17 protein-coding genes and 2 pseudogenes are annotated in these 21,251 nt (G+C 61.8%); 12 read left to right on the top strand and 7 right to left on the bottom strand.

Features of this window, described 5'->3' with window-relative positions:
* Nucleotides 1-26: 26 nt before the first annotated feature.
* The 8 genes and pseudogenes from pepP (at nt 27) to gcvH (ending at nt 8,664) form a co-directional block, all read left to right on the top strand.
* The gene (pepP, locus tag KSS91_RS27720; RefSeq protein WP_015097302.1) at nt 27-1,361 is read left to right on the top strand and encodes a Xaa-Pro aminopeptidase; all 1,335 of its coding nucleotides are present in this window, start codon (nt 27-29) and stop codon (nt 1,359-1,361) included.
* A complete protein-coding gene (gene ubiH / locus KSS91_RS27715; RefSeq protein WP_217836670.1) occupies nt 1,358-2,545 on the top strand; it encodes a 2-octaprenyl-6-methoxyphenyl hydroxylase in 1,188 nt (395 codons plus the stop codon). The genes pepP and ubiH overlap by 4 nt, the downstream gene beginning before the upstream one ends.
* Before the next feature lie 37 nt (nt 2,546-2,582).
* A pseudogene (locus tag KSS91_RS27710) lies at nt 2,583-2,693 on the top strand (tetrameric acyl-CoA thioesterase); the annotation flags it as partial.
* A 9-nt stretch (nt 2,694-2,702) separates the two neighbouring features.
* Nucleotides 2,703-3,920 carry a 2-octaprenyl-3-methyl-6-methoxy-1,4-benzoquinol hydroxylase gene (locus KSS91_RS27705; protein ID WP_162831824.1) on the top strand — a complete coding sequence of 406 codons (1,218 nt, stop codon included), beginning with the start codon at nt 2,703-2,705 and terminating at the stop codon, nt 3,918-3,920.
* Between the two features lie 246 nt (nt 3,921-4,166).
* Nucleotides 4,167-5,171 (top strand): extracellular solute-binding protein, encoded by a 1,005-nt coding sequence (locus KSS91_RS27700; protein ID WP_015097299.1) that lies wholly within the window; start codon nt 4,167-4,169, stop codon nt 5,169-5,171.
* Nucleotides 5,172-5,375: 204 nt separating this feature from the next.
* Nucleotides 5,376-6,992, top strand: coding sequence for an ABC transporter permease (locus tag KSS91_RS27695; RefSeq protein WP_217836669.1), 1,617 nt, complete (start codon nt 5,376-5,378; stop codon nt 6,990-6,992).
* 156 nt (nt 6,993-7,148) lie between these two features.
* Nucleotides 7,149-8,231, top strand: a complete 1,083-nt coding sequence (gene gcvT, locus KSS91_RS27690; protein ID WP_015097297.1) for a glycine cleavage system aminomethyltransferase GcvT — start codon at nt 7,149-7,151, stop codon at nt 8,229-8,231.
* Nucleotides 8,232-8,280: 49 nt separating this feature from the next.
* Nucleotides 8,281-8,664: a glycine cleavage system protein GcvH gene (gene gcvH / locus KSS91_RS27685; RefSeq protein ID WP_007978918.1), complete on the top strand. Its 384-nt coding sequence runs from the start codon at nt 8,281-8,283 to the stop codon at nt 8,662-8,664.
* A gap of 130 nt (nt 8,665-8,794) precedes the next feature.
* Here gcvH and KSS91_RS27680 read toward each other — a convergent pair.
* A pseudogene (locus tag KSS91_RS27680) lies at nt 8,795-8,932 on the bottom strand (DegT/DnrJ/EryC1/StrS aminotransferase family protein); the annotation flags it as partial.
* A gap of 147 nt (nt 8,933-9,079) precedes the next feature.
* Here KSS91_RS27680 and gcvP point away from each other — a divergent pair.
* Nucleotides 9,080-11,953, top strand: a complete 2,874-nt coding sequence (gcvP, locus tag KSS91_RS27675) for an aminomethyl-transferring glycine dehydrogenase (RefSeq protein ID WP_217836668.1) — start codon at nt 9,080-9,082, stop codon at nt 11,951-11,953.
* Between the two features lie 187 nt (nt 11,954-12,140).
* On the opposite strand, the gene KSS91_RS27670 is transcribed toward gcvP, so the two are convergent.
* The 5 genes from KSS91_RS27670 to KSS91_RS27650 form a co-directional block, all read right to left on the bottom strand.
* Nucleotides 12,141-12,458, bottom strand: coding sequence for a DUF2388 domain-containing protein (locus KSS91_RS27670; RefSeq protein WP_085723777.1), 318 nt, complete (start codon nt 12,456-12,458; stop codon nt 12,141-12,143).
* A gap of 68 nt (nt 12,459-12,526) precedes the next feature.
* Nucleotides 12,527-12,976 (bottom strand): NfeD family protein, encoded by a 450-nt coding sequence (locus tag KSS91_RS27665; protein ID WP_095964278.1) that lies wholly within the window; start codon nt 12,974-12,976, stop codon nt 12,527-12,529.
* Between the two features lie 8 nt (nt 12,977-12,984).
* The gene (locus KSS91_RS27660) at nt 12,985-13,905 is read right to left on the bottom strand and encodes an SPFH domain-containing protein (protein ID WP_015097293.1); all 921 of its coding nucleotides are present in this window, start codon (nt 13,903-13,905) and stop codon (nt 12,985-12,987) included.
* Nucleotides 13,906-13,989: 84 nt separating this feature from the next.
* Entirely contained in the window at nt 13,990-15,774 is a 1,785-nt protein-coding gene (tfpB, locus tag KSS91_RS27655; protein WP_217836667.1) for a type IV pilus assembly ATPase TfpB, read from the bottom strand.
* Between the two features lie 90 nt (nt 15,775-15,864).
* Nucleotides 15,865-16,203, bottom strand: a complete 339-nt coding sequence (locus KSS91_RS27650; RefSeq protein ID WP_217836666.1) for an ACT-like domain-containing protein — start codon at nt 16,201-16,203, stop codon at nt 15,865-15,867.
* Nucleotides 16,204-16,329: 126 nt separating this feature from the next.
* On the opposite strand from KSS91_RS27650, the gene KSS91_RS27645 reads away from it, so the two are divergent.
* Nucleotides 16,330-16,794: an Lrp/AsnC family transcriptional regulator gene (locus KSS91_RS27645; RefSeq protein WP_008015415.1), complete on the top strand. Its 465-nt coding sequence runs from the start codon at nt 16,330-16,332 to the stop codon at nt 16,792-16,794.
* Nucleotides 16,795-16,902: 108 nt separating this feature from the next.
* Here the strand turns inward: KSS91_RS27645 and KSS91_RS27640 are convergent, their stop codons facing one another.
* Nucleotides 16,903-18,270, bottom strand: coding sequence for a CYTH domain-containing protein (locus KSS91_RS27640; protein ID WP_217836665.1), 1,368 nt, complete (start codon nt 18,268-18,270; stop codon nt 16,903-16,905).
* 157 nt (nt 18,271-18,427) lie between these two features.
* Between KSS91_RS27640 and argE the strand changes: the two genes are divergently transcribed.
* Together argE and argA are read left to right on the top strand one after the other, a co-directional pair.
* Nucleotides 18,428-19,597: an acetylornithine deacetylase gene (gene argE / locus KSS91_RS27635; RefSeq protein ID WP_217836664.1), complete on the top strand. Its 1,170-nt coding sequence runs from the start codon at nt 18,428-18,430 to the stop codon at nt 19,595-19,597.
* Between the two features lie 244 nt (nt 19,598-19,841).
* Nucleotides 19,842-21,140: an amino-acid N-acetyltransferase gene (argA, locus tag KSS91_RS27630; protein ID WP_150716308.1), complete on the top strand. Its 1,299-nt coding sequence runs from the start codon at nt 19,842-19,844 to the stop codon at nt 21,138-21,140.
* Nucleotides 21,141-21,251: the final 111 nt, after the last annotated feature.

Here is a 21,251-nt window from a genome sequence, read left to right as displayed (position 1 = left end):
CGTTTGCCAGGGAACGCCATCTGCCCATGATCCACATCCCGAAATCGGAATACAGCCGTCGCCGCAAGGCCCTGATGGCGCAGATGGAACCCAACAGCATCGCCATCCTGCCCGCCGCCGCGGTGGCCATTCGTAACCGCGACGTCGAGCACGTCTATCGCCAGGACAGCGACTTCCAGTACCTCAGCGGCTTCCCTGAGCCCCAGGCGGTATTGGTGCTGATGCCTGGGCGTGTGCATGGCGAATACATCCTGTTCTGCCGCGAACGCAACGCCGAGCGCGAATTGTGGGATGGTCTGCGTGCCGGGCAGGAAGGCGCGATTCGCGACTTCGGCGCCGACGACGCCTTTCCCATCACCGATATCGACGACATCCTGCCGGGCCTGATCGAAGGCCGTGACCGGGTGTATTCGGCCATGGGCAGCAACCCCGAATTCGACCGCCACCTGATGGAATGGATCAACGTGATCCGCTCCAAGGCCAACCTCGGTGCCCAGCCGCCGAACGAATTCGTTGCCCTGGATCATCTGCTGCACGACATGCGCCTGTATAAATCGGCGGCAGAAGTGAAAGTGATGCGCGAGGCGGCGCGGATTTCCGCCCAGGCGCACGTACGGGCAATGCAGGCCTGTCGCGCCGGGTTGCACGAATTCAGCCTGGAAGCCGAGCTCGATTACGAATTCCGCAAGGGCGGGGCGAAGATGCCGGCCTACGGGTCGATCGTCGCGGCGGGGCGCAACAGTTGCATCCTGCATTACCAGCAGAATGACGCGCTGCTCAAGGACGGTGACCTGGTGCTGATCGACGCCGGGTGCGAGATCGACTGTTACGCCAGCGACATCACCCGGACCTTTCCGGTCAGCGGCAAGTATTCAGCGGAGCAGAAAGCGATTTACGAATTGGTGCTGGCCTCCCAGGAAGCGGCGTTCGCCGAGATCGCGCCGAACAAACACTGGAACCAGGCGCACGAGGCCACGGTCCGGGTCATCACGGCCGGGCTGGTCAAGCTGGGTTTGCTCCAGGGTGACGTTGACGAACTGATCGCCAGCGAAGCCTACAAGGCGTTTTACATGCACCGCGCCGGCCATTGGCTGGGCATGGATGTGCACGATGTCGGCGAATACAAGGTCGGCGGCGAGTGGCGCGTACTGGAGGTCGGCATGGCGTTGACCGTGGAGCCGGGGATCTACATTGCTCCGGACAACCAGAGCGTGGCGAAGAAATGGCGTGGCATTGGCGTGCGCATCGAGGACGACGTAGTGGTCACCAGAACCGGCTGTGAAATATTGACGGGCGGCGTGCCGAAAACCGTCAGCGAAATCGAGGCCCTGATGGCGCAAGCACGGACACAAGCGGCATGAGTCGAGTCAACCTGGCAATCATTGGTGGCGGGCTGGTCGGTGCGAGTCTGGCGCTGGCCTTGCAGGCTGGCGCCAAGGCCCGAGGCTGGAAGATCGTGCTGATCGAGCCGTTCGCCCCGGGGGACACCTGGCAACCGAGTTACGACGCTCGTTCTTCGGCGCTGTCCTTTGGCTCGCGGCAGATTTACCAACGCCTGGGCGTCTGGCAGGAAGTTTCCCGCCGCGCCGAGCCGATCAAGCAGATTCATGTTTCCGACCGTGGTCGATTCTCGACGGCGCGCTTGTCGGCGATGGAAGAGGGTGTTCCGGCGCTGGGTTATGTCGTTGAAAACGCCTGGCTCGGCCAATGCCTGTGGCAAGGCCTGGACAAGGACGTGATCAGCTGGCGTTGCCCGGCGGAAGTCACCCGCATGGAGCCGCTGACCGATGGCTATCGCCTGACCCTCAATGATGAAACCACCCTTGAGTGCGACCTCGCGGTGCTCGCTGACGGCGGCCGCTCCGGCCTGCGCGAGCAACTGGGGATCGGCATCCGCAAGCGTCCGTACAACCAGAGCGCGCTGATCGCCAATATCACCCCGAGCGAGGCCCACAACGGCATGGCCTTCGAGCGTTTCACCGACGAAGGCCCGATGGCGTTACTGCCGCTGCCGGAAAACCGCTGTGCACTGGTCTGGACCCGCCTGGGCATGGACGCGCAACGCCTGGCAGCCCTCGATGAGCGCAGTTTCCTCAGTGAATTGCAGGGTGTCTTCGGTTATCGCCTCGGTACGTTGAAGCAGGTCGGTGCACGACATCTGTATCCGCTGACACTGGTCGAGGCCGAAGAACAGGTGCGCCCGCATCTGGCGGTGCTCGGCAACGCGGCGCACAGCCTGCATCCGATTGCCGGTCAGGGGTTCAACCTGTCCCTGCGCGATGCCCAGGCCCTGGCCGATGCCTTGCTCGCCAGCGATAAACCCTTGGGCGACTTCGCTACCTTGCAGGCCTATCGCGAGCATCAGCGTCTAGATCAGGACCTCACAGTGGGCTTCTCCGATCAGGTCACGCGCCTGTTCGGCAGTACCCAGCCGCTGGTGTCCCTGGGTCGCAACATCGGCTTGCTCGGCCTCGACCTGTTGCCACCGGCCAAACGCTGGTTTGCCCGACAGGCGATGGGGTTGGGGACGCGACCGGATGCGTAGCTGGCTGATCCGCCGGTTTGGCGGGGCACGATTGATAAAAAACCTGCCGTACTTGCAGGTCGACATTCATGACGGCGTCGGCCACCTGGTGGCGCGGGTCGGGAAAACCCTTTACGTGCGGCTCAAGCCGCAAGAGAGACAGGCTTAAAGCATGGAAATGCGCGCAGATCTGCTGATTGTCGGGGCCGGAATGGTCGGCAGCGCCCTGGCGCTGGCGTTGCAGAACAGCGGGCTGGAAGTCCTGCTGCTGGACGGCAGCCCCATGAGTGTCAAACCCTTCAACGCTCAGGCCGCGTTTGAGCCGCGGGTGAGCGCCTTGTCGGCTGCCAGCCAGCGGATTCTTGAACGCCTTGGCGTCTGGGACGGCATCGCCGGGCGGCGCAGCAGCCCCTACACCGACATGCAGGTCTGGGATGGCAGCGGCACCGGGCAAATTCACTTCTCGGCGGCCAGCGTGCATGCCGAGGTGCTGGGGCATATCGTCGAAAACCGAGTGGTCCAGGATGCCTTGCTCGAGCGCCTGCACGACTGTGACCTGGGGTTGTTGGCCAATGCACGGCTGGAACAGATGCGCCGCTCGGGCGATGACTGGCTGCTGACCCTGGCCGATGGCCGCACCCTGCGCGCACCGCTGGTGATCGCAGCGGATGGCGCTAACTCGGCCGTGCGGCGCCTGGCCGGGGTCGCGACCCGCGAATGGGATTATCTGCACCATGCCATCGTCACCAGCGTGCGTTGCGCCAAGCCGCATCAGATGACGGCCTGGCAGCGCTTCACCGACAACGGTCCGTTGGCGTTTCTGCCACTGGAGCGCGACGGCGAACAGGATTGGTGCTCGATCGTCTGGTCGACCACACCCGGCGAAGCCGAACGCTTGATGGCGATGGATGATCAGGGTTTCTGCAAGGCACTGGAGCGAGCCTTTGAGGGGCGGCTCGGTGAAGTGCTCAGCGCCGACCCGCGCCTGTGTGTGCCTCTGCGCCAGCGGCATGCCAAGCGTTATGTGGCCGAAGGCCTGGCGTTGATCGGCGACGCGGCCCACACCATTCACCCGTTGGCCGGGCAGGGTGTGAACCTCGGATTCCTCGATGCCGCCGTGCTGGCCGAAGTGTTGCTGCAAGCGGCAACCCGTGGCGAACGCCTGGCGGATGTGAAAGTCCTCAGCCGTTACGAGCGTCGGCGCATGCCCCATAACTTGGCACTGATGGCGGCGATGGAGGGCTTCGAGCGCTTGTTCCAGGCGGATCCGTTACCGGTGCGCTGGTTGCGTAATACCGGGTTGAAAATGGTTGAGAAGATGCCCGAGGCCAAGGCCTTGTTCGTGCGTGAAGCGCTGGGGTTGACCGGGGATTTGCCGGCGCTGGCCAAGCCCTGAGTTCTGCATAGAGGCTACTGGCCTCTTCGCGGGCAAGCCCGCTCCCACAGGTATCGCTTTGGGCACGGGATTTGTGAACGACACCGGCCACTGTGGGAGCGGGCTTGCCCGCGAAGGCGTCAGCACAAGCACCAAAAATTCCAGGCGTCGCAACATCCAGTAACGCCTCCGCGATCAGCTTCGATTGAGAAGCTAAATGTGAGTCCTTATCATTTGCCCTCATTTTCCAATCGAGAGACCGCTCCCATGTTGGCACCGAAGCGTCTACTGACTGCACTGGCCCTGACCCTGATCGGCAGCACCGCCGCCCAGGCCGCTGATGAGGTGGTGGTCTACTCCTCGCGTATCGACGAGCTGATCAAGCCAGTATTCGATGCCTACACCGCCAAGACTGGCGTGAAGGTGAAGTTCATCACCGACAAGGAAGCGCCGCTGATGCAGCGGCTCAAGGCCGAGGGCGCGAATACGCCGGCCGACCTGCTGCTGACCGTCGATGCCGGCAACCTCTGGCAAGCCGAGCAGATGGGCATCCTCCAGCCGTTCACCTCGAAAACCATCGACGCCAACATTCCGCTGCAGTACCGGGCAGCCTCCCACGCCTGGACCGGCTTGAGCCTGCGGGCGCGGACCATTGCCTACTCCACTGACCGTGTGAAGCCGGGCGAACTGACCACCTACGAAGCACTGGCCGACAAGCAATGGGAAGGCCGCCTGTGCCTGCGTTCGGCGAAGAAGGTTTACAACCAGTCCCTGACCGCGACCATGATCGAAGTGCACGGCGCCGGCAAGACCGAGGAAATCCTCAAGGGCTGGGTCAAGAACCTGTCTACTGACGTATTCTCCGACGACACCGCGGTGCTTGAAGCGATCAATGCCGGCCAGTGCGATGTTGGCATCGTCAACACCTACTATTACGGCCGCCTGCACAAGCAGAAGCCGGATCTGCCGGTGAAACTGTTCTGGCCGAACCAGGCCGACCGTGGCGTACACATCAACCTGTCGGGTATCGGCCTGACCCAACACGCGCCACACCCAGAAGCGGCCAAGGCCCTGGTGGAGTGGATGACCACGCCTGAAGCGCAGAAAATCTTTGCCGACGTGAACCAGGAGTTCCCGGCCAACCCGGCCGTGCAGCCATCGGCTGAAGTCGCCGCATGGGGCAAGTTCATCGCTGATACCTTGCCTGTGGAAATCGCCGGCAAGCGCCAGGCTGAGGCGATTCGCCTGATGGACAAGGCTGGCTGGAACTAAATCGACCGTTATACTGCGCCCCGCCCATGCGGGGCGTTTTGTTTAAGTGCCCCGTGCTTTTGACTCCGTAGGAGCGAGCTTGCTTGCGATGAGCGTCAGGGCACCGCGGACCGTCAGGCTCCCTGCGTTATCGTTGACGTTTTTCGCGAGCAAGCTCGCTCCTACAGTGTCGATTTCACCCATTAATAGTAGAGAACCAAGCCTGTGGCCCACCCCGCCCAACGCCGCTGGTATCCCGTCGTCTTCGCCATCGCTGCGCTGGTCCTGTTGCCCCTGAGCGTCTTGCTGCTTTCCTGGCAAACCATCGACGTTCAAATCTGGTCCCACCTGTGGGATACGCAGATGCCGCGCTTGCTGGGCAACACGCTGACGCTAGTGTTCGGCGTTGGTGTGGGTGTCACCCTGCTGGGTGTCAGCCTTGCCTGGCTTACCAGCCTTTGCGAATTCCCCGGCCGGCGCTGGCTGGACTGGGCGCTGATGCTGCCCTTCGCGATTCCGGCCTATGTGCTGGCCTTCGTCTTCGTCGGCCTGCTGGATTTTGCCGGGCCCGTGCAAACCCTGCTGCGCGAATGGTTCGGCAGCGGTCTGCGACTGCCGCGCGTGCGCTCCACGGGCGGGGTGATTGTGGTGCTGGTGCTGGTTTTCTATCCCTATGTGTATCTGCTCGCCCGCACGGCCTTCCTCGCCCAGGGCAAAGGCCTGATGGAAGCGGCGCGGGTCCTGGGTCAATCGCCCTGGCAAGCGTTCTGGCGCGTGGCATTGCCCATGGCGCGGCCAGCCATCGGTGCGGGTGTGGCATTGGCGCTGATGGAAACCCTGGCGGATTTCGGCGCCGTGTCGGTGTTCAACTTCGATACCTTCACCACGGCCATCTACAAGACCTGGTACGGTTTTTTCAGTCTGTCTTCCGCCGCGCAACTGGCCAGCTTGTTGCTGCTGGTGGTGATGCTCGTGCTCTACGGCGAACGGCGTGCTCGCGGGGCCAACCGGGCGGGCAACGAGCGGCCACGGGTCAAGGCGCTGTACCACCTGCGGGGCTTGAAGGCTCTGGCGGCCTCGACCTGGTGCGGTCTGGTGTTTGCCTGCGCTTTCGTTATCCCGATGCTGCAATTGGCGGTGTGGTTCTGGCAGCGCGGGCGCTTCGATCTCGACGAGCGCTACACCGGGTTGATCGTCCATACCTTGTACCTGGGGGCGATGGCGGCGTTGATCACCGTCAGCGTCGCCTTGTTGCTGGCGTTTGCCCGACGCCTGGCGCCCACCCGGGTCATTCGTTCCGGGGTCAGTCTGGCCAATCTGGGTTACGCCTTGCCGGGCTCGGTGCTGGCGGTGTCGATCATGCTGGCGTTCAGTTACCTGGATCGCGAGCTGGTGATCCCGCTCTCGAGCTGGCTCGGTGGCGCGGGCAAGCCGCTGCTGCTGGGCAGTCTGTCAGCGTTGTTGCTGGCCTATCTGGTGCGCTTCATTGCGGTGGCCTACGGACCACTGGAAAGCAGTCTGGCGCGTATACGGCCATCTTTGCCCGAAGCGGCACGTAGCCTTGGCGTCAGTGGGCCGCGACTGTTTTTCAAAGTGTATCTACCGTTGTTGTTGCCCGGCACCTTGAGCGCGGCGCTGCTGGTGTTCGTCGACGTGCTCAAGGAAATGCCCGCGACCCTGCTGATGCGCCCGTTTGGCTGGGACACGCTGGCGGTGCGGATCTTTGAAATGACCAGCGAAGGAGAATGGGCGAGGGCATCTTTGCCAGCGTTGACCCTGGTGCTGGTCGGGCTGCTGCCGGTCATCGGATTGATCCGGCGCTCTGCGCATCGAAACAGCTAGGTGTCAGTCCTACACCTTGCGGCTACAATGCGCGGCATTCGGTGCGGTCCGTCTGACAGACCAGGTAGCTGAAATCGGCTAAAGGCCTTTTGTTTCAAGGCATTCAGTCCGTGCAGCACTTGCCCGCACCTTCGCCACGCCCGGAAGGAGAAACCCATGGGACAGCGTACGCCTCTGTATGACCTTCATCTCGCGCTCGGCGCAAAGATGGTCGATTTTGGCGGTTGGGACATGCCTCTGCATTATGGATCGCAGGTCGAGGAACACCATCAGGTGCGCCGCGATTGCGGTGTCTTCGATGTATCCCACATGACCGTTATCGACGTCGGCGGCCCCCAGGCCAAAGCCTGGCTTCAGCATTTGCTGGCCAATGATGTCGAACGCCTGCACAGCTCCGGCCGTGCGTTATACAGCACCATGCTCAACGAGCAAGGCGGCATCGTCGACGACATGATCGTCTACCGTCTCGACGAGGGCTATCGCCTGGTGGTCAATGCCTCCACTCGCGATCAGGACATGGCCTGGATGCAAGCGCGTCTCGACGGTTTCGACGTGCAGCTTCGCGAGCGTTCCGAGTTGGCGATGCTGGCCATCCAGGGGCCTCACGCCCGACAAAAAATTGCCGAGCTGGTCAACCAGTCTCGCGGCAACCTGATCCAGCTCCTCAAGCCCTTCGAAGGCCTGCCCGATGGTGACTGGTTCATCGCGCGCACCGGTTATACCGGCGAAGACGGCCTGGAAATCATTCTGCCGGCGGATCAGGCACCCGGGTTCTTCAACGATCTGGTCGGTGCCGGGATTTCTCCCATCGGTCTTGGCGCGCGGGATACCTTGCGGGTCGAAGCCGGCATGAACCTTTACGGTCAGGATATCCAGCAAGATGTTTCACCCCTGGCCTCCAATATGGCCTGGACCATCGCCTGGGAACCTGCCACCCGGCAGTTCATCGGGCGCAAGGCCCTGGAAACCGAGCAAGCCGCTGGTGTACAGCACAAACTGGTCGGTCTGGTCCTTGAGGAACGCGGTGTTTTACGCGCTCATCAGGTCGTGCGCATCGCCGATGTTGGCGAAGGGGAGATCACCAGTGGTAGTTTCTCTCCTACGCTTAGCAAGTCGATAGCACTGGCGCGCGTGCCGATGGCAACTGCAGACCGCGCTGAAGTGGAAATTCGTGGCAAGTGGTACCCGGTCCGGGTGGTCAAACCGACCTTCGTACGCCACGGCAAAACCTTGATCTAATCTTTTCCAGCGGTTAACGACCGCTGACAATTTCCTGAGGACACAGAACATGAGCAATATCCCTGCCGACCTGCGTTTTGCCGAAAGTCACGAATGGGCACGTCTGGAAGCCGATGGCACCGTCACCGTGGGCATCAGCGATCACGCGCAGGAAGCGCTGGGTGATGTGGTGTTCGTCGAGCTGACCGAAGTCGGCAACGTGTTTGCCGCTGAAGATCAGGCGGGTGTCGTTGAATCGGTTAAAGCCGCTTCCGATATCTACTCCCCGATTGCCGGTGAAGTGATCGCGGTCAATGAAGACCTGAGCGCTTCGCCGGAACTGCTCAACAGCGACCCGTACGGCGCGTGGATCTTCAAGCTCAAGCCAAGCAACACCGCCGATCTGGAAAAACTGCTGGATGCCGCCGGCTACAAGGCCGCCATCGGCGAGTAATACTCGCCCCCCCGTAGGAATTGCCGCAGGCTGCGATCTTTTGCCTTTGTTTTTAAAATCAAAGTCAAAAGATCGCAGCCTGCGGCAGCTCCTACAGTCAAGACCGCAAGACGGCTTTGCTCATCGCCGTGAACATGCCCTCCTTAAAACCGCGCTCGCGGTAAAGGCTCAACAGGTGAATCGGTGGGTAGTGATAGCCGATCCCGATCCAGACCCCCAATGCCTGCATCTGCGCCATGAAAGTCGCCCGTGCCTGGGCCGCATCCTTTGCGCGTCACCGGGTCTATGTCGGCAAACACCGGGGTGGCGGAGCCGGATTGGCTGACGACGCCACGCCATCCACGCGAAGATCGACTGCTATGCTGGTTTGACCGTGTTGCATCGACGCTGAGCGCCAGTCAAGAGAGAGCCCGTCATGTCCCAGTTGCCGTCCCTGAGCCAGTTACACGACCCCAATGCCTTTCTGCGCCGCCACCTAGGACCCGATGCCGCCGAGCAACAGGCGATGCTCGACAGCCTTGGCCTGGGCAGCCGGGTCGAATTGATCGAGCAAACCGTGCCGCCAGGCATCCGCCTCAACCGGGCGCTGGACCTGCCCCCGGCGCTCGATGAAGAGGCCGCCCTGGCCAAGCTGCGTGGTTATGCCGAGCAGAACCAGGTATGGACCAGCCTGATCGGCATGGGCTACCACGGTACCCTCACACCGGCGGTCATTCTGCGTAACGTGCTGGAAAATCCCGGTTGGTACACCGCGTACACACCCTATCAACCGGAGATCGCCCAAGGGCGGCTCGAAGCGCTGCTGAACTTCCAGCAAATGACCATCGATCTGACCGGTCTGGAACTGGCCAACGCCTCGCTGCTCGATGAGGCCACCGCCGCGGCGGAAGCCATGGCCCTGGCCAAGCGGGTCGCCAAGTCCAAAAGCAATCTGTTCTTTGTCGACGAAAACTGTCACCCGCAAACCATTTCCGTGGTGCAGACCCGCGCCGAAGGTTTCGGCTTCGAGCTGATCGTCGACGCTGTGGATAACTTGAAGCAGCACCAGGTGTTCGGCGCGCTGCTGCAATACCCTGACACCCACGGCGAGATCCACGACCTGCGGCCGCTGATCGATCACCTGCACGCGCAACAGGCCCTGGCCTGTGTCGCCACGGATTTGCTGAGCCTGTTGTTGCTGACCCCGCCGGGTGAACTGGGCGCCGATGTGGTGTTCGGCTCGTCCCAGCGATTTGGCGTGCCCATGGGCTACGGCGGGCCGCATGCGGCATTTTTTGCCAGCCGCGATGAGTACAAACGGGCGATTCCAGGGCGGATCATCGGTGTTTCGAAAGATGCGCGGGGCAACACCGCCCTGCGCATGGCCCTGCAAACCCGCGAGCAACACATCCGCCGGGAGAAGGCCAACTCCAACATCTGCACGGCCCAGGTGCTGCTGGCCAATATCGCCAGTTTCTATGCGATCTACCACGGCCCGGAAGGACTCAAGCGGATCGCCCAGCGGGTTCACCGGCTGACCTGCATCCTGGCCGCCGGGCTTGAGCGCAAGGGTATCACCCGGGTCAACCGGCACTTCTTCGACACCCTGACGCTGGAAGTCGGCGGCACCCAGACCGCGATCATCGAAAGTGCCCGGGCCGCGCAGATCAACCTGCGCATTCTCGGGCGCGGCGAACTGGGCTTGAGTCTCGACGAGACCTGCGACGAAACCACCGTGGCGAAGCTGTTCGACGTGTTTCTGGGGGCCGATCACGGGCTCAGTATCGAGGACCTGGATGCCGAAGTCCTGCCTGGCGGAATTCCCCAAGGGTTGGTGCGAACTTCGCCTTATCTGCGCCATCCGGTATTCAGCGCCCATCACAGCGAAACCGAGATGCTGCGCTACCTCAAGCAACTGGAAAACAAGGACCTGGCGCTCAATCAATCGATGATCCCGCTGGGCTCCTGCACCATGAAGCTCAACGCCACCAGCGAGATGATCCCGATCACCTGGCCGCAGTTCGCCAACCTGCACCCGTTCGTGCCGAAAGAGCAGGCCGCCGGATACGGGCTGATGATCGAGGAACTGGAGCGCTGGTTGTGCGCGATCACCGGTTTCGATGCAATCTGCATGCAGCCCAACTCCGGTGCCCAAGGCGAATACGCCGGCCTGCTGGCGATTCGCAAATACCATGAGAGCCGGCAACAGGGCGGCCGCGATATCTGCCTGATTCCTTCGTCGGCGCACGGCACCAATCCCGCGTCGGCGCAAATGGCCGGGATGCGCGTGGTGATCGTCGAGTGTGACGAGGCGGGCAACGTCGACCTGGATGACCTCAAGGAAAAAGCCGCGCAGGCCGCCGACAAACTCGCCTGCCTGATGGCGACCTATCCTTCGACCCATGGCGTGTATGAGGAAGGCATCAGCGAAATCTGTGAAGTGATCCACCAGCATGGCGGTCAGGTGTACATGGATGGCGCCAACCTCAACGCCCAGGTCGGGCTGGCGCGGCCGGCGGATATTGGCGCCGATGTCTCGCACATGAACCTGCACAAGACCTTCTGCATTCCCCATGGTGGCGGCGGTCCGGGCATGGGGCCGATCGGAGTACGGGCGCATCTGGCGCCGTTCGTGGCCAACCATCCGGTGGTGCCGATCGACGGGCCGCAGCCGCAGAATGGCGCCGTCAGTGCGGCGCCCTGGGGCAGTGCAAGCATTCTGCCGATCAGCTGGATGTACATCGCCATGATGGGGCCGCAACTGGCGGACGCCAGCGAAGTGGCGATCCTTGCTGCGAATTATCTGGCGCGGCATTTGTCCGGTGCCTTTCCGGTGCTCTACACCGGGCGTAATGAACGGGTAGCCCACGAATGCATCCTCGACCTGCGACCGCTCAAGGCGTTGACCGGCATCACCGAAGAGGACGTCGCCAAGCGCCTGATGGACTACGGCTTCCACGCCCCGACCATGTCGTTCCCGGTGCCGGGGACGCTGATGGTCGAACCGACCGAAAGTGAATCGAAGGCGGAGCTGGACAGGTTTATCGGGGCGATGCTGAGCATCCGCGCGGAAATCAACGAGGTGCAGAACGGTAACTGGCCGGCAGAAGAAAACCCGTTGAAAGGTGCGCCGCATACGCTGGCCGATATCACCGGCGTGTGGGAGCGACCGTACAGCATCGAGCAAGCCGTCACGCCGGACGCGCATACCAAGGCTCACAAATACTGGCCGGTGGTGAACCGGGTGGACAATGTATATGGAGATCGGAACCTGTTTTGTGCGTGTGTGCCGGTTGACGACTACCGCTGACCTCCCAGGCAATACATAACCCCTGTGGGAGCGGGCTTGCTCGCGAAGGCGTCGTGTCAGCCAGATTTATGCTCAATGACACACCGCTTTCGCGAGCAAGTCGGATCGCCGCACCGCCGCTCCCACAGGGTTTTGTGTGGGGCAAAAAAATGCCGCTCATGTGAGCGGCATTTTTCATTCGCAACGCTTATTCAGACGCCACGGCATTCTTCGCCAGGATCGCGTTCGCCAACTCCATGTCCGTGGCTTGCAGGCCCGGGTTGTCGGCGCGGACTTTCTGCATGGCCGCTTCCAGGTACGGGCCGCGGATACCGCCATCGCTGGCGACGAAGCTGCTGGCATCGTCCTGGGCCGCGACCACCAGCTTGTGATCCTTGGATGTCAGATAGCTCGAACCGGTGGTTGCACCGGACGTAAGAACGTTACGCCAAAAAGTATCGGCCATCGCCGAACCGACAGGCAGGGACAACAGCGCGACGGTAGCGACAGCAAGTTTGAAACGCATGACAGGGTGACTCCACTGGGTTGACTACGCGGTTGGATTGCCAACCCCCAATCGAGTTCCGTGGCTGCCTATTCCGTCGTTTCGACCAGCAGGATCGCGCCTTGCTGGCCGACCACTCGCACGCGGCTGCCAATGGCAGCGTCCGGCCCGCGAGCCATCCACACGCCGTCGGCCACCTTGATTTTGCCGCGACCGTCGACAATTGCTTCATGCACAACGAAGGTCTTGCCGATCAGTTCCTGGCCACGCAGGTTCAGGTGCGGCTGATCGCTCAGGCGAGTCGCTGTGCGCTGACGTCGCCACCAGTACAAGGCGGTGGCGATCGACAACAGGCCGAACAACAGGAACTGCCATTCCCACGACAGGCCCGGCAGGAAGAAGGTCAGGACGCCCACGGCAGCTGCTGCCATACCGATCCACAGCAGGTAGCCGCCGGCGCCGAACACTTCAAGAATCAACAACACCGTGCCCAGCGCCAACCAGTCCCAGAACGAAAGATGCTGCAAAAATGCCCACATGGCGCGCCTCAGGCTTTCTTGTTATCGAAAGTGGCTTTGACGATTTCACCAATGCCGCCCACCGCGCCGATCATCGAACTGGCCTCCAGGGGCATCAGGATCACTTTGCTGTTGTTGGCCGAAGCCAGGTTGCCCAGCGCGTCGATGTACTTCTGCGCCACGAAGTAGTTGACCGCTTGCACGTTACCGCTGGCGATCGCTTCGGATACCACCTTGGTGGCCTGGGCTTCTGCCTGGGCTTGCCGCTCCCGGGCTTCGGCCTCCAGGAAGGCCGCCTGCCGACTGCCTTCGGCTTCGAGGATCTGCGCCTGCTTCTTGCCTTCGGCGGTCAGGATCGCTGCGGCACGCAGGCCTTCGGCTTCGAGGATCTGTGCACGCTTGATCCGTTCGGCTTTCATCTGCCCACTCATCGCCGCCATCAGGTCGGCGGGTGGGCTGATGTCCTTGATCTCGATCCGGGTGATCTTGATGCCCCACGGCGCGGTCGCTTCATCGACGGTGCGCAGCAGTTTTTCGTTGATGCCGTCCCGCTGGCTAAGCATGGCGTCGAGCTCCATCGAGCCGAGCACTGTGCGGATGTTGGTTTGCAACAGGTTGCGGATGGCGTGCTCGAGGTTGTTGACCTCGTAGGCAGCCTGGGCCGTGTTGACCACCTGGAAGAAGCACACGGCGTCGATTTGCACCGTGGCGTTGTCGGCGGTGATGACTTCCTGTGGCGGAATATCCAGCACGCTTTCCATCACATTCATCTTGCGCCCGATGCGGTCCATGACCGGAACGATGACGTTCAGCCCCGGCTTGAGCGTGTTGGTGTAGCGCCCGAAACGCTCGACGGTCCATTCAAAACCCTGGGGCACGACCTTGAAGCCCATGAACAGAATGGCGACCACCAGGCCGACAAAAAGCAAAAGCACACTACCGATCTGCATAACGATTCCTTGTTGATGTGTGGATCTGTGGAGTAGCAATCGTTGGAGTGTAGCGGTGCCGATGGCGGATAAGAACAGCCGGGTTCAGTTCTGCTCGCTCTGGGGCGTCACGCGCAGCACCTCCTCGATGGTCGTCAGCCCGGCGGCGACCTTTTGCGCCCCCGACAGCCGCAGGCTGCGCATGCCTTCCTTGAATGCCTGGCGTCGCACGGCCAGCAGATCGGTATCGGGACTGATCAACGCCTTGATGCCATCGCTCAGTTGCATGATTTCGTAGACCCCGGCGCGGCCGCGATAACCGGTATCGCGGCATTCCACGCAACCGATGGCCTGCTGGGCATTGTCTGGCAGCGGGGCCTGCCAGGGGCGGGTCAGGGTTTGCCAATCGTCTTCGCCCAGCGCCAGTGGCGCCTTGCAGTGCGGGCACAGGGTTCGCACCAGTCGCTGGGCCATGACGCCAAGCACCGTGGCCTTGATCAGGTAATGCGGCACGCCGAGTTCCAGCAGGCGGCTGATGGCGCCGGGCGCATCGTTGGTGTGCAGGGTCGATAGCACCAGGTGCCCGGTGAGCGCCGCCTGGATCGCCATCTCCGCGGTTTCGAGGTCGCGGATCTCGCCGATCATGATGATGTCCGGGTCTTGTCGCATCAGCGCACGCACGCCAGCGGCGAAGGTCAGGTCGATGTTGTGTTGGACCTGCATCTGGTTGAAGGCCGGCTCGACCATTTCAATCGGGTCTTCGATGGTGCAGAGGTTGACCTCCGGCGTCGCCAGTTTTTTCAGGGTGGTGTAGAGGGTGGTGGTCTTGCCCGACCCCGTCGGCCCGGTGACGAGGATGATGCCGTGGGGCTGGCGGGTCATGTCCTGCCAGCGGCGCAGGTCGTCGGTGGAGAAACCGAGCTGGTCGAAATCCTTGAGCAGGACGTCCGGGTCGAAGATCCGCATGACCATTTTTTCGCCGAAGGCGGTGGGCAGTGTCGACAAACGCAATTCAACTTCGCCGCCGTCCGGGGTCTTGGTTTTCACCCGGCCGTCCTGGGGTTTGCGTTTCTCCGCGACGTTCATGCGCCCCAGGGTTTTCAGGCGACTGACGATGGCCATGGTGACCTGGGGCGGGAATTGGTAGACGTTGTGCAGCACGCCGTCGATGCGAAAGCGCACCGTGCCTTGCTCGCGACGGGGCTCGATGTGGATGTCGCTGGCGCGTTGCTGGAACGCGTACTGGAACAGCCAGTCGACGATGTTGACGATGTGTGCGTCATTGGCGTCCGGCTCCTGGTCGCTGGCGCCGAGGTTGAGCAGCTGTTCGAAATTGCCGAGGGTGCTGACGTGCGGGTCGGCGCTGTTGGCCCCGGTGACCGATTTGGCCAGACGGAAAAATTCGACGCTCAAGCGCTGGATGTCCACCGGGTTGGCCACCACACGCTTGATCGGCAATTTGAGCACATGGGTCAGGTCCGCCTCCCAGCCGCTGACATAAGGCTGGGCGCTAGCCACGGTCACCGCATCACGGTCGATCGCTACCGCGAGGATCTTGTGGCGCTGTGCGAAGGCATAGGACATCAGCGGGGTCACGGCCGCGACGTTGATTTTCAACGGATCGATGCGCAGATAAGGCTGTCCGGCCTGCCGGGACAGCCACAGGGTCAGGCTTTCCAGGTCCAGCAGTTTGCCGGGGCGGCTGAGGTCGCCCAACTGTTGGCTGGCAATGAACTCCAGCGGATGCATTTGGCCATGGGTGGCGTTGCGGCGGCGGGCATTGAGCGCGTGTTCGGCCGAATCCTGGCTGATAAAGCCCTGGGCGACCAGTTCGCGCAGCACATCATTGAGATCCAGCCAGCGGTCCTGAAAGGCGAGTTGTACGGACATGCGGGCTCCTTTTGAACGACAGTGCGCAAAGGATAGCCGTGGCCCGGCTGACCGCTGGGCCACTACCCGACGAAGCCGTTTCGGCGTTTTTCAGCCCGCCGCCTGTATCGTTTCGGCCCAGGCAGAGTCAGCTTCCTGCAGCTCAACCGAGCAGACGCAGATCAGGTTACGAAGTTTTTCAGCGATCACTTGCGCGCGGTGCCAGCTCAAACCGTCGATGACGATATCGATAGTCAGCCAGTCGTCCTGGCGCTGCACGTTGACCTGTTCCGGCGTGAGCGATTGCAAGGCGAACAGATTGAGGGCGCGACACAGCAGGTCCGGTTCGGCCTCGGCCAGCATTTGATAGTGAACACGGCAATGGGCATTGCTGACGTTCCAGACATCGGCGCGGGCAGGTGGGGTGTTCACGGCTTCGAGATACGGCATGGTCAGGCTCCAGAATTACTGGAGAAATATTTACATCCTGTGCCGGGTATTTCTTCTCTATGATTGGCCAGATGGCAGGAACACAGACTTAATCAATTCACATATCAAGAGATTGAAGGTTTTTTTATGCAAAGCGAACTGGACAGCTACGACCGCAAGATCCTCGCCTTGCTGCAAGAGGACGCTTCGCTCTCCAGCGCGCAGATCGCCGAGCAGGTGGGGCTCTCGCAATCGCCTTGCTGGCGACGTATTCAGCGGATGAAGGAGGAGGGCATCATTCGCGGCCAGGTGACCTTGCTCGACCGCAAGAAAATCGGCCTGAACACGCAGATCTTCGCGGAGGTGAAACTCAATGCCCACGGGCGTTCGAACTTCACCGAATTCACCGAGGCGATTCGCGGTTTTCCGGAGGTGTTGGAGTGTTATGTGCTGATGGGGGCGGTGGATTTTCTGCTGCGGATTGTCACGGCGGACATCGAGGCGTACGAGCGCTTCTTCTTCGAGAAGTTGTCGATGGTGCCGGGGATTCAGGAGGTCAACTCGATCGTGGCGTTGTCGGAGATCAAGTCCACGACGAGTTTGCCGGTCTGATGTTTTGTGGTGAATGTACGGGCCTCTTCGCGGGCAAGCCCGCTCCCACAGGGGATTTGTGTCGATCACAGATCCAGTGTGGGAGCGGGCTTGCTCGCGAAGGCGGTATTACAGACGCAGCAACATCTTCCAGGCACGGTTCTGATACACCGCAATCGCCTGCTGCTTGCGCGCATCCAGGACTTCGTCGGTGATCGATTCGTTGGCCAGTTGCGCCAGTTTATTGAGTTCGCCGTACAGGCGATCCATTTCCGGGATCTCCAGCACGTTACGCGCATGGTGCAGCCACACCTGGATGCGTTCGATGCGCGGCAGTTGCTCGGCCAGGTCTTCCGGTTGTTGCTGATAGCGTTGCAATTGCAGCGAGTTGGCTTCTTCACCCAACAGGCGTGGCAACCAGCTGCCCAGTTGCGCAGCACCCTGGCGATTGCCACGGGTGTTGCGGTCGGCAGCCCAGGTGCGGGCCAGCAGCCAGCGTGAGGTCGTCAGTGAGAACAGGCCCCAGCGCGGGTCTTCGAGTTCTTCAAGGAACTGCTCGGGCGCGGCTTTGCGCACGTCTTCATCGTCCAGGCCGGCCTGGACCAGCGGACGCCAGTCTTCCAGCAAGGCATCAAGGGCGATGCGCAGGTCGTGAGTTGACTGACGTGGTGCGGCTTGACCAAGGCTGCTGATCAGCGCGCGCATTTCGGCCAGGCACTCGACCCAGTCCTGCAACAAGCGCCAGTGACCGTTGAAGCGATACTGCTCGGCCAGGCGCTGGCTGCTGCCGAGCAAGTGCCAGCTCAGTGCGGCGAACGTGTCGTCCAGCGGTGTTTCGGCCGTGATCTGCGGCGCCGGCAGGCTCAATGAATAGCTGTGGGCGTCGTACAGGCGATAACCGCGCTCGGCCTTGCTGATATCGCATGGCATCAGCGCCAGTTTCTCGGCCAGCTCGGCAGCCAGCTCCAGCAATGCGGCCGGCTCGCCTTCACGCAGCTCCAGCTCCAGCTCGCAGATTTCTTCTTTCTGCTTGCCGACCACTACGTGGCCAAGGTCCAGGGCGGCTTCGATGACCACTTTGGTCTTGCCACGGCCCCAGGCGATTTCCGCGCGTTCGCGGACGAAGTCGGTGGTGAAGATCGGCTTCAGGGTTTTCTTGTCCAGTGTGGCCAGTTCCTCGGGCCAGCATTCGCCATCGAGTTTCTTCAGGTCGAGCTTGGCTTTGGGCAGGTTCCAGTCGTACTCGTTACGCACCGACAGGCCGGCGACACTCTGGCCGCGGGTCTTGAGGGTCTGGATCACTTCTTCGCCATCCTTGCGCAGGCGCAGGGCGACTTTGGCCTGGGCCAGATCGCGCTCTGGGGTGTCGAAGTACTGATTCATCAACTCACGGCGTTCCCAGCCACTTTTGTTGCGTTTTTTCAGTAAGGGGTGCTCGCGCAGGGCGGCGAGGGTTTCGCGGCTGACGCGGAGTTTGATTTCGGTTTCTTTCTGCATGGCCGGAAAATCCAGGATCGGGAGCGCAGCCGGGGGAATGTGTGGCTGCCAAGGTCGTGCAGTGTACAGGACTCAAGGTTAGTACGCGCCGAGACGGTTTATTCCTGTCATCGGTTGGTTCTATGATGAACCTCAATTCGGGTGCCGGGAGTCAGCGATGCCATTGCCGTCGATGAAAGAACAGTTCGCTGCGCTGATCGCCGCGCCGTCCGTCAGTTGTACCCAACCCAGACTCGATCAAAGCAACCGCCCGGTCATCGATCTGCTGGCGACGTGGCTCGGTGAGCTGGGTTTTACCTGCGAGATCCAGCAGGTCAACCCCGGCAAGTTCAACCTGCTGGCCAGTTTCGGCTCAGGCCCCGGCGGCCTGGTGCTGGCCGGGCACAGCGATACCGTGCCGTTCGACGGTGCGCTGTGGCAAACCGACCCGCTGAAGCTGACGGAAGTCGACGGTCGTTGGGTCGGTCTGGGCAGTTGTGACATGAAGGGCTTTTTCGCCCTGGCGATCGAGGCGGTCATCCCGCTGCTCGATCAGCCGTTCAAACAGCCACTGCTGATTCTCGCCACCTGCGATGAAGAAAGCTCGATGTCCGGTGCCCGCGCGCTGGCCGAAGCTGGGCGGCCGCTGGGGCGGGCGGCGGTGATCGGCGAGCCGACCGGGCTCAAGCCGATCCGTATGCACAAAGGCATCATGATGGAACGCATCGACATCCTCGGGCAGAGCGGTCACTCTTCCGACCCGCGCCTGGGCCACAGCGCCCTTGAGGCCATGCACGATGCCATCGGCGAACTGCGTGGTCTGCGCTTGTTATGGCAGCGCGAATTCCGCAATCCACAGTTTGGCGTGCCGATGCCAACGATGAACTTCGGCTGCATCCATGGCGGCGACAATCCCAACCGCATCTGCGGCCAGTGTTCGCTGGAATTCGATTTGCGACCGCTGCCCGGCATGGACCCCAAGGTCCTGCGTGCCGAGATCCTGCAGAAGCTCAAGCCGGTTGCCGAGCGGCATCAGGTCAAGATCGATTACGCGCCGTTGTTCCCCGACGTGCCGTCGTTCGAACAGGCCGAGGACGCAGAACTGGTGCGTATTGCCGAAAAGCTCACCGGACACAGCGCCGAAGCAGTGGCGTTCGGCACCGAAGCACCTTATCTTCAGCGCCTTGGCTGTGAAACGCTGGTGCTTGGCCCGGGTGATATCGCTTGTGCCCATCAGCCGGGGGAATACCTCGAAATGTCACGTTTGCAGCCTACGGTGCATCTATTAAGGCAACTGATCGAACACTATTGCCTGACACCGGCCCAAGCCGCGGTGTCAACCACTTGAACGCAACACTTGTAGGAGCTGCCGAAGGCTGCGATCTTTTGATCTTTGGTTTTAGAATCAAGAGCAAAAGATCGCAGCCTTCGGCAGCTCCTACTGGGGGCGCGATTAAATTGCCAGTTTCCAAACCCGTATTCATGAGGAGAGCGCGCGTGTCGCCAAGCCTGTTCCGACGATAACCATCAGCCCGCTGTGCGTTTTCAGTTTCGCCCTTTTTTCGGCTGCTATTTATTACAGGCCCAGGTTCATGCCCGAATACGTCAATTGGCTTCGTCACGCTTCGCCTTACATCAACGCCCACCGCGATTGCACCTTTGTCGTCATGCTGCCCGGCGACGGCGTTGAACACCCGAACTTCGGCAATATCGTCCACGACCTGGTGCTGTTGCACAGCCTGGGCGTGCGCCTGGTGCTGGTTCACGGCTCCCGGCCGCAAATCGAAGCGCGCCTCGCGGCCCGTGGCCTGACCCCGCACTACCATCACGGCATGCGTATCACCGATGCCGCGACCCTGGAGTGCGTGATCGACGCGGTCGGCCAGTTGCGCATTGCCATTGAGGCTCGCCTGTCGATGGACATGGCTTCGTCGCCCATGCAGGGCTCGCGCCTGCGGGTGGCCAGCGGCAACCTGGTGACGGCACGGCCGATCGGCGTGCTTGAAGGCGTCGACTATCACCACACCGGCGAAGTGCGCCGGGTCGACCGCAAGGGCATCAACCGTCTGCTGGACGAGCGCTCCATCGTGCTTTTGTCGCCGCTGGGTTATTCACCGACCGGTGAGATTTTCAACCTGGCCTGCGAAGACGTCGCCACCCGCGCGGCCATCGACCTGGGCGCGGATAAGCTGCTGCTGTTCGGTGCCGACCTGGGTCTGATCGACGAACACGGGCGCCTGGTGCGCGAACTGCGTCCGCAGCAAGTGCCGGCGCATCTGCAACGGTTGGGCAGCAACTATCAGGCAGAATTGCTGGATGCCGCGGCCGAAGCTTGCCGTGGCGGCGTGGCCCGCAGCCATATCGTCAGTTACGCCGAAGACGGTGCGTTGCTGACCGAGCTGTTCACCCGCGACGGTGGCGGCACTCTTGTGGCCCAGGAACAGTTCGAAGTGGTACGCGAAGCCGCCATTGAAGACGTCGGTGGTTTGCTGGATCTGATCAGTCCGCTGGAAGAGCAGGGCATCCTGGTGCGCCGTTCCCGCGAGGTGCTGGAGCGCGAAATCGAGCAGTTCAGTGTGGTTGAACGCGAAGGCATGATCATCGCCTGTGCGGCGCTGTATCAGATCGCCGATTCGGACACGGGTGAACTCGCGTGTCTGGCGGTGAATCCGGAGTACCGCCATGGCGGTCGCGGTGATGAGCTGCTGGAGCGTATTGAAACCCGCGCGCGAGCTCAGGGATTGAAAACCTTGTTCGTCCTCACCACCCGCACCGCGCACTGGTTCCGCGAGCGTGGCTTTGAACCTAGCAGCGTCGACCGGCTGCCGTCGGCGCGGGCGTCGCTGTACAACTATCAGCGTAATTCCAAGATCTTCGAAAAAGCCCTTTGATGTTGAAGCAGTGACGGTCCCTGTGGCGAGGGGGCTTGCCCCCGTTCGGTCGCGAAGCGGCCGCAAGACCATGCGACTCGGTCAGGCAGGCTTTGGGCTGCCCCGCAGCCC

Origin of the sequence: Pseudomonas azerbaijanorientalis, assembly GCF_019139795.1 — a bacterium.
Classification (GTDB): Bacteria; Pseudomonadota; Gammaproteobacteria; order Pseudomonadales; family Pseudomonadaceae; genus Aquipseudomonas; species Aquipseudomonas laurylsulfatiphila.
This window is presented reverse-complemented; position numbering and strand designations above follow the sequence as displayed.

Coding starts and splice junctions, on each gene's coding strand:
- pepP (WP_015097302.1), top strand. CDS start 27: ATGATCCACATCCCGAAATCGGAATACAGCCGTCGCCGCAAGGCCCTG.
- ubiH (WP_217836670.1), top strand. CDS start 1,358: ATGAGTCGAGTCAACCTGGCAATCATTGGTGGCGGGCTGGTCGGTGCG.
- KSS91_RS27705 (WP_162831824.1), top strand. CDS start 2,703: ATGCGCGCAGATCTGCTGATTGTCGGGGCCGGAATGGTCGGCAGCGCC.
- KSS91_RS27700 (WP_015097299.1), top strand. CDS start 4,167: ATGTTGGCACCGAAGCGTCTACTGACTGCACTGGCCCTGACCCTGATC.
- gcvT (WP_015097297.1), top strand. CDS start 7,149: ATGGGACAGCGTACGCCTCTGTATGACCTTCATCTCGCGCTCGGCGCA.
- gcvH (WP_007978918.1), top strand. CDS start 8,281: ATGAGCAATATCCCTGCCGACCTGCGTTTTGCCGAAAGTCACGAATGG.
- gcvP (WP_217836668.1), top strand. CDS start 9,080: ATGTCCCAGTTGCCGTCCCTGAGCCAGTTACACGACCCCAATGCCTTT.
- KSS91_RS27670 (WP_085723777.1), bottom strand. CDS start 12,458: ATGCGTTTCAAACTTGCTGTCGCTACCGTCGCGCTGTTGTCCCTGCCT.
- KSS91_RS27665 (WP_095964278.1), bottom strand. CDS start 12,976: ATGTGGGCATTTTTGCAGCATCTTTCGTTCTGGGACTGGTTGGCGCTG.
- KSS91_RS27660 (WP_015097293.1), bottom strand. CDS start 13,905: ATGCAGATCGGTAGTGTGCTTTTGCTTTTTGTCGGCCTGGTGGTCGCC.
- tfpB (WP_217836667.1), bottom strand. CDS start 15,774: ATGTCCGTACAACTCGCCTTTCAGGACCGCTGGCTGGATCTCAATGAT.
- KSS91_RS27650 (WP_217836666.1), bottom strand. CDS start 16,203: ATGCCGTATCTCGAAGCCGTGAACACCCCACCTGCCCGCGCCGATGTC.
- KSS91_RS27645 (WP_008015415.1), top strand. CDS start 16,330: ATGCAAAGCGAACTGGACAGCTACGACCGCAAGATCCTCGCCTTGCTG.
- KSS91_RS27640 (WP_217836665.1), bottom strand. CDS start 18,270: ATGCAGAAAGAAACCGAAATCAAACTCCGCGTCAGCCGCGAAACCCTC.
- argE (WP_217836664.1), top strand. CDS start 18,428: ATGCCATTGCCGTCGATGAAAGAACAGTTCGCTGCGCTGATCGCCGCG.
- argA (WP_150716308.1), top strand. CDS start 19,842: ATGCCCGAATACGTCAATTGGCTTCGTCACGCTTCGCCTTACATCAAC.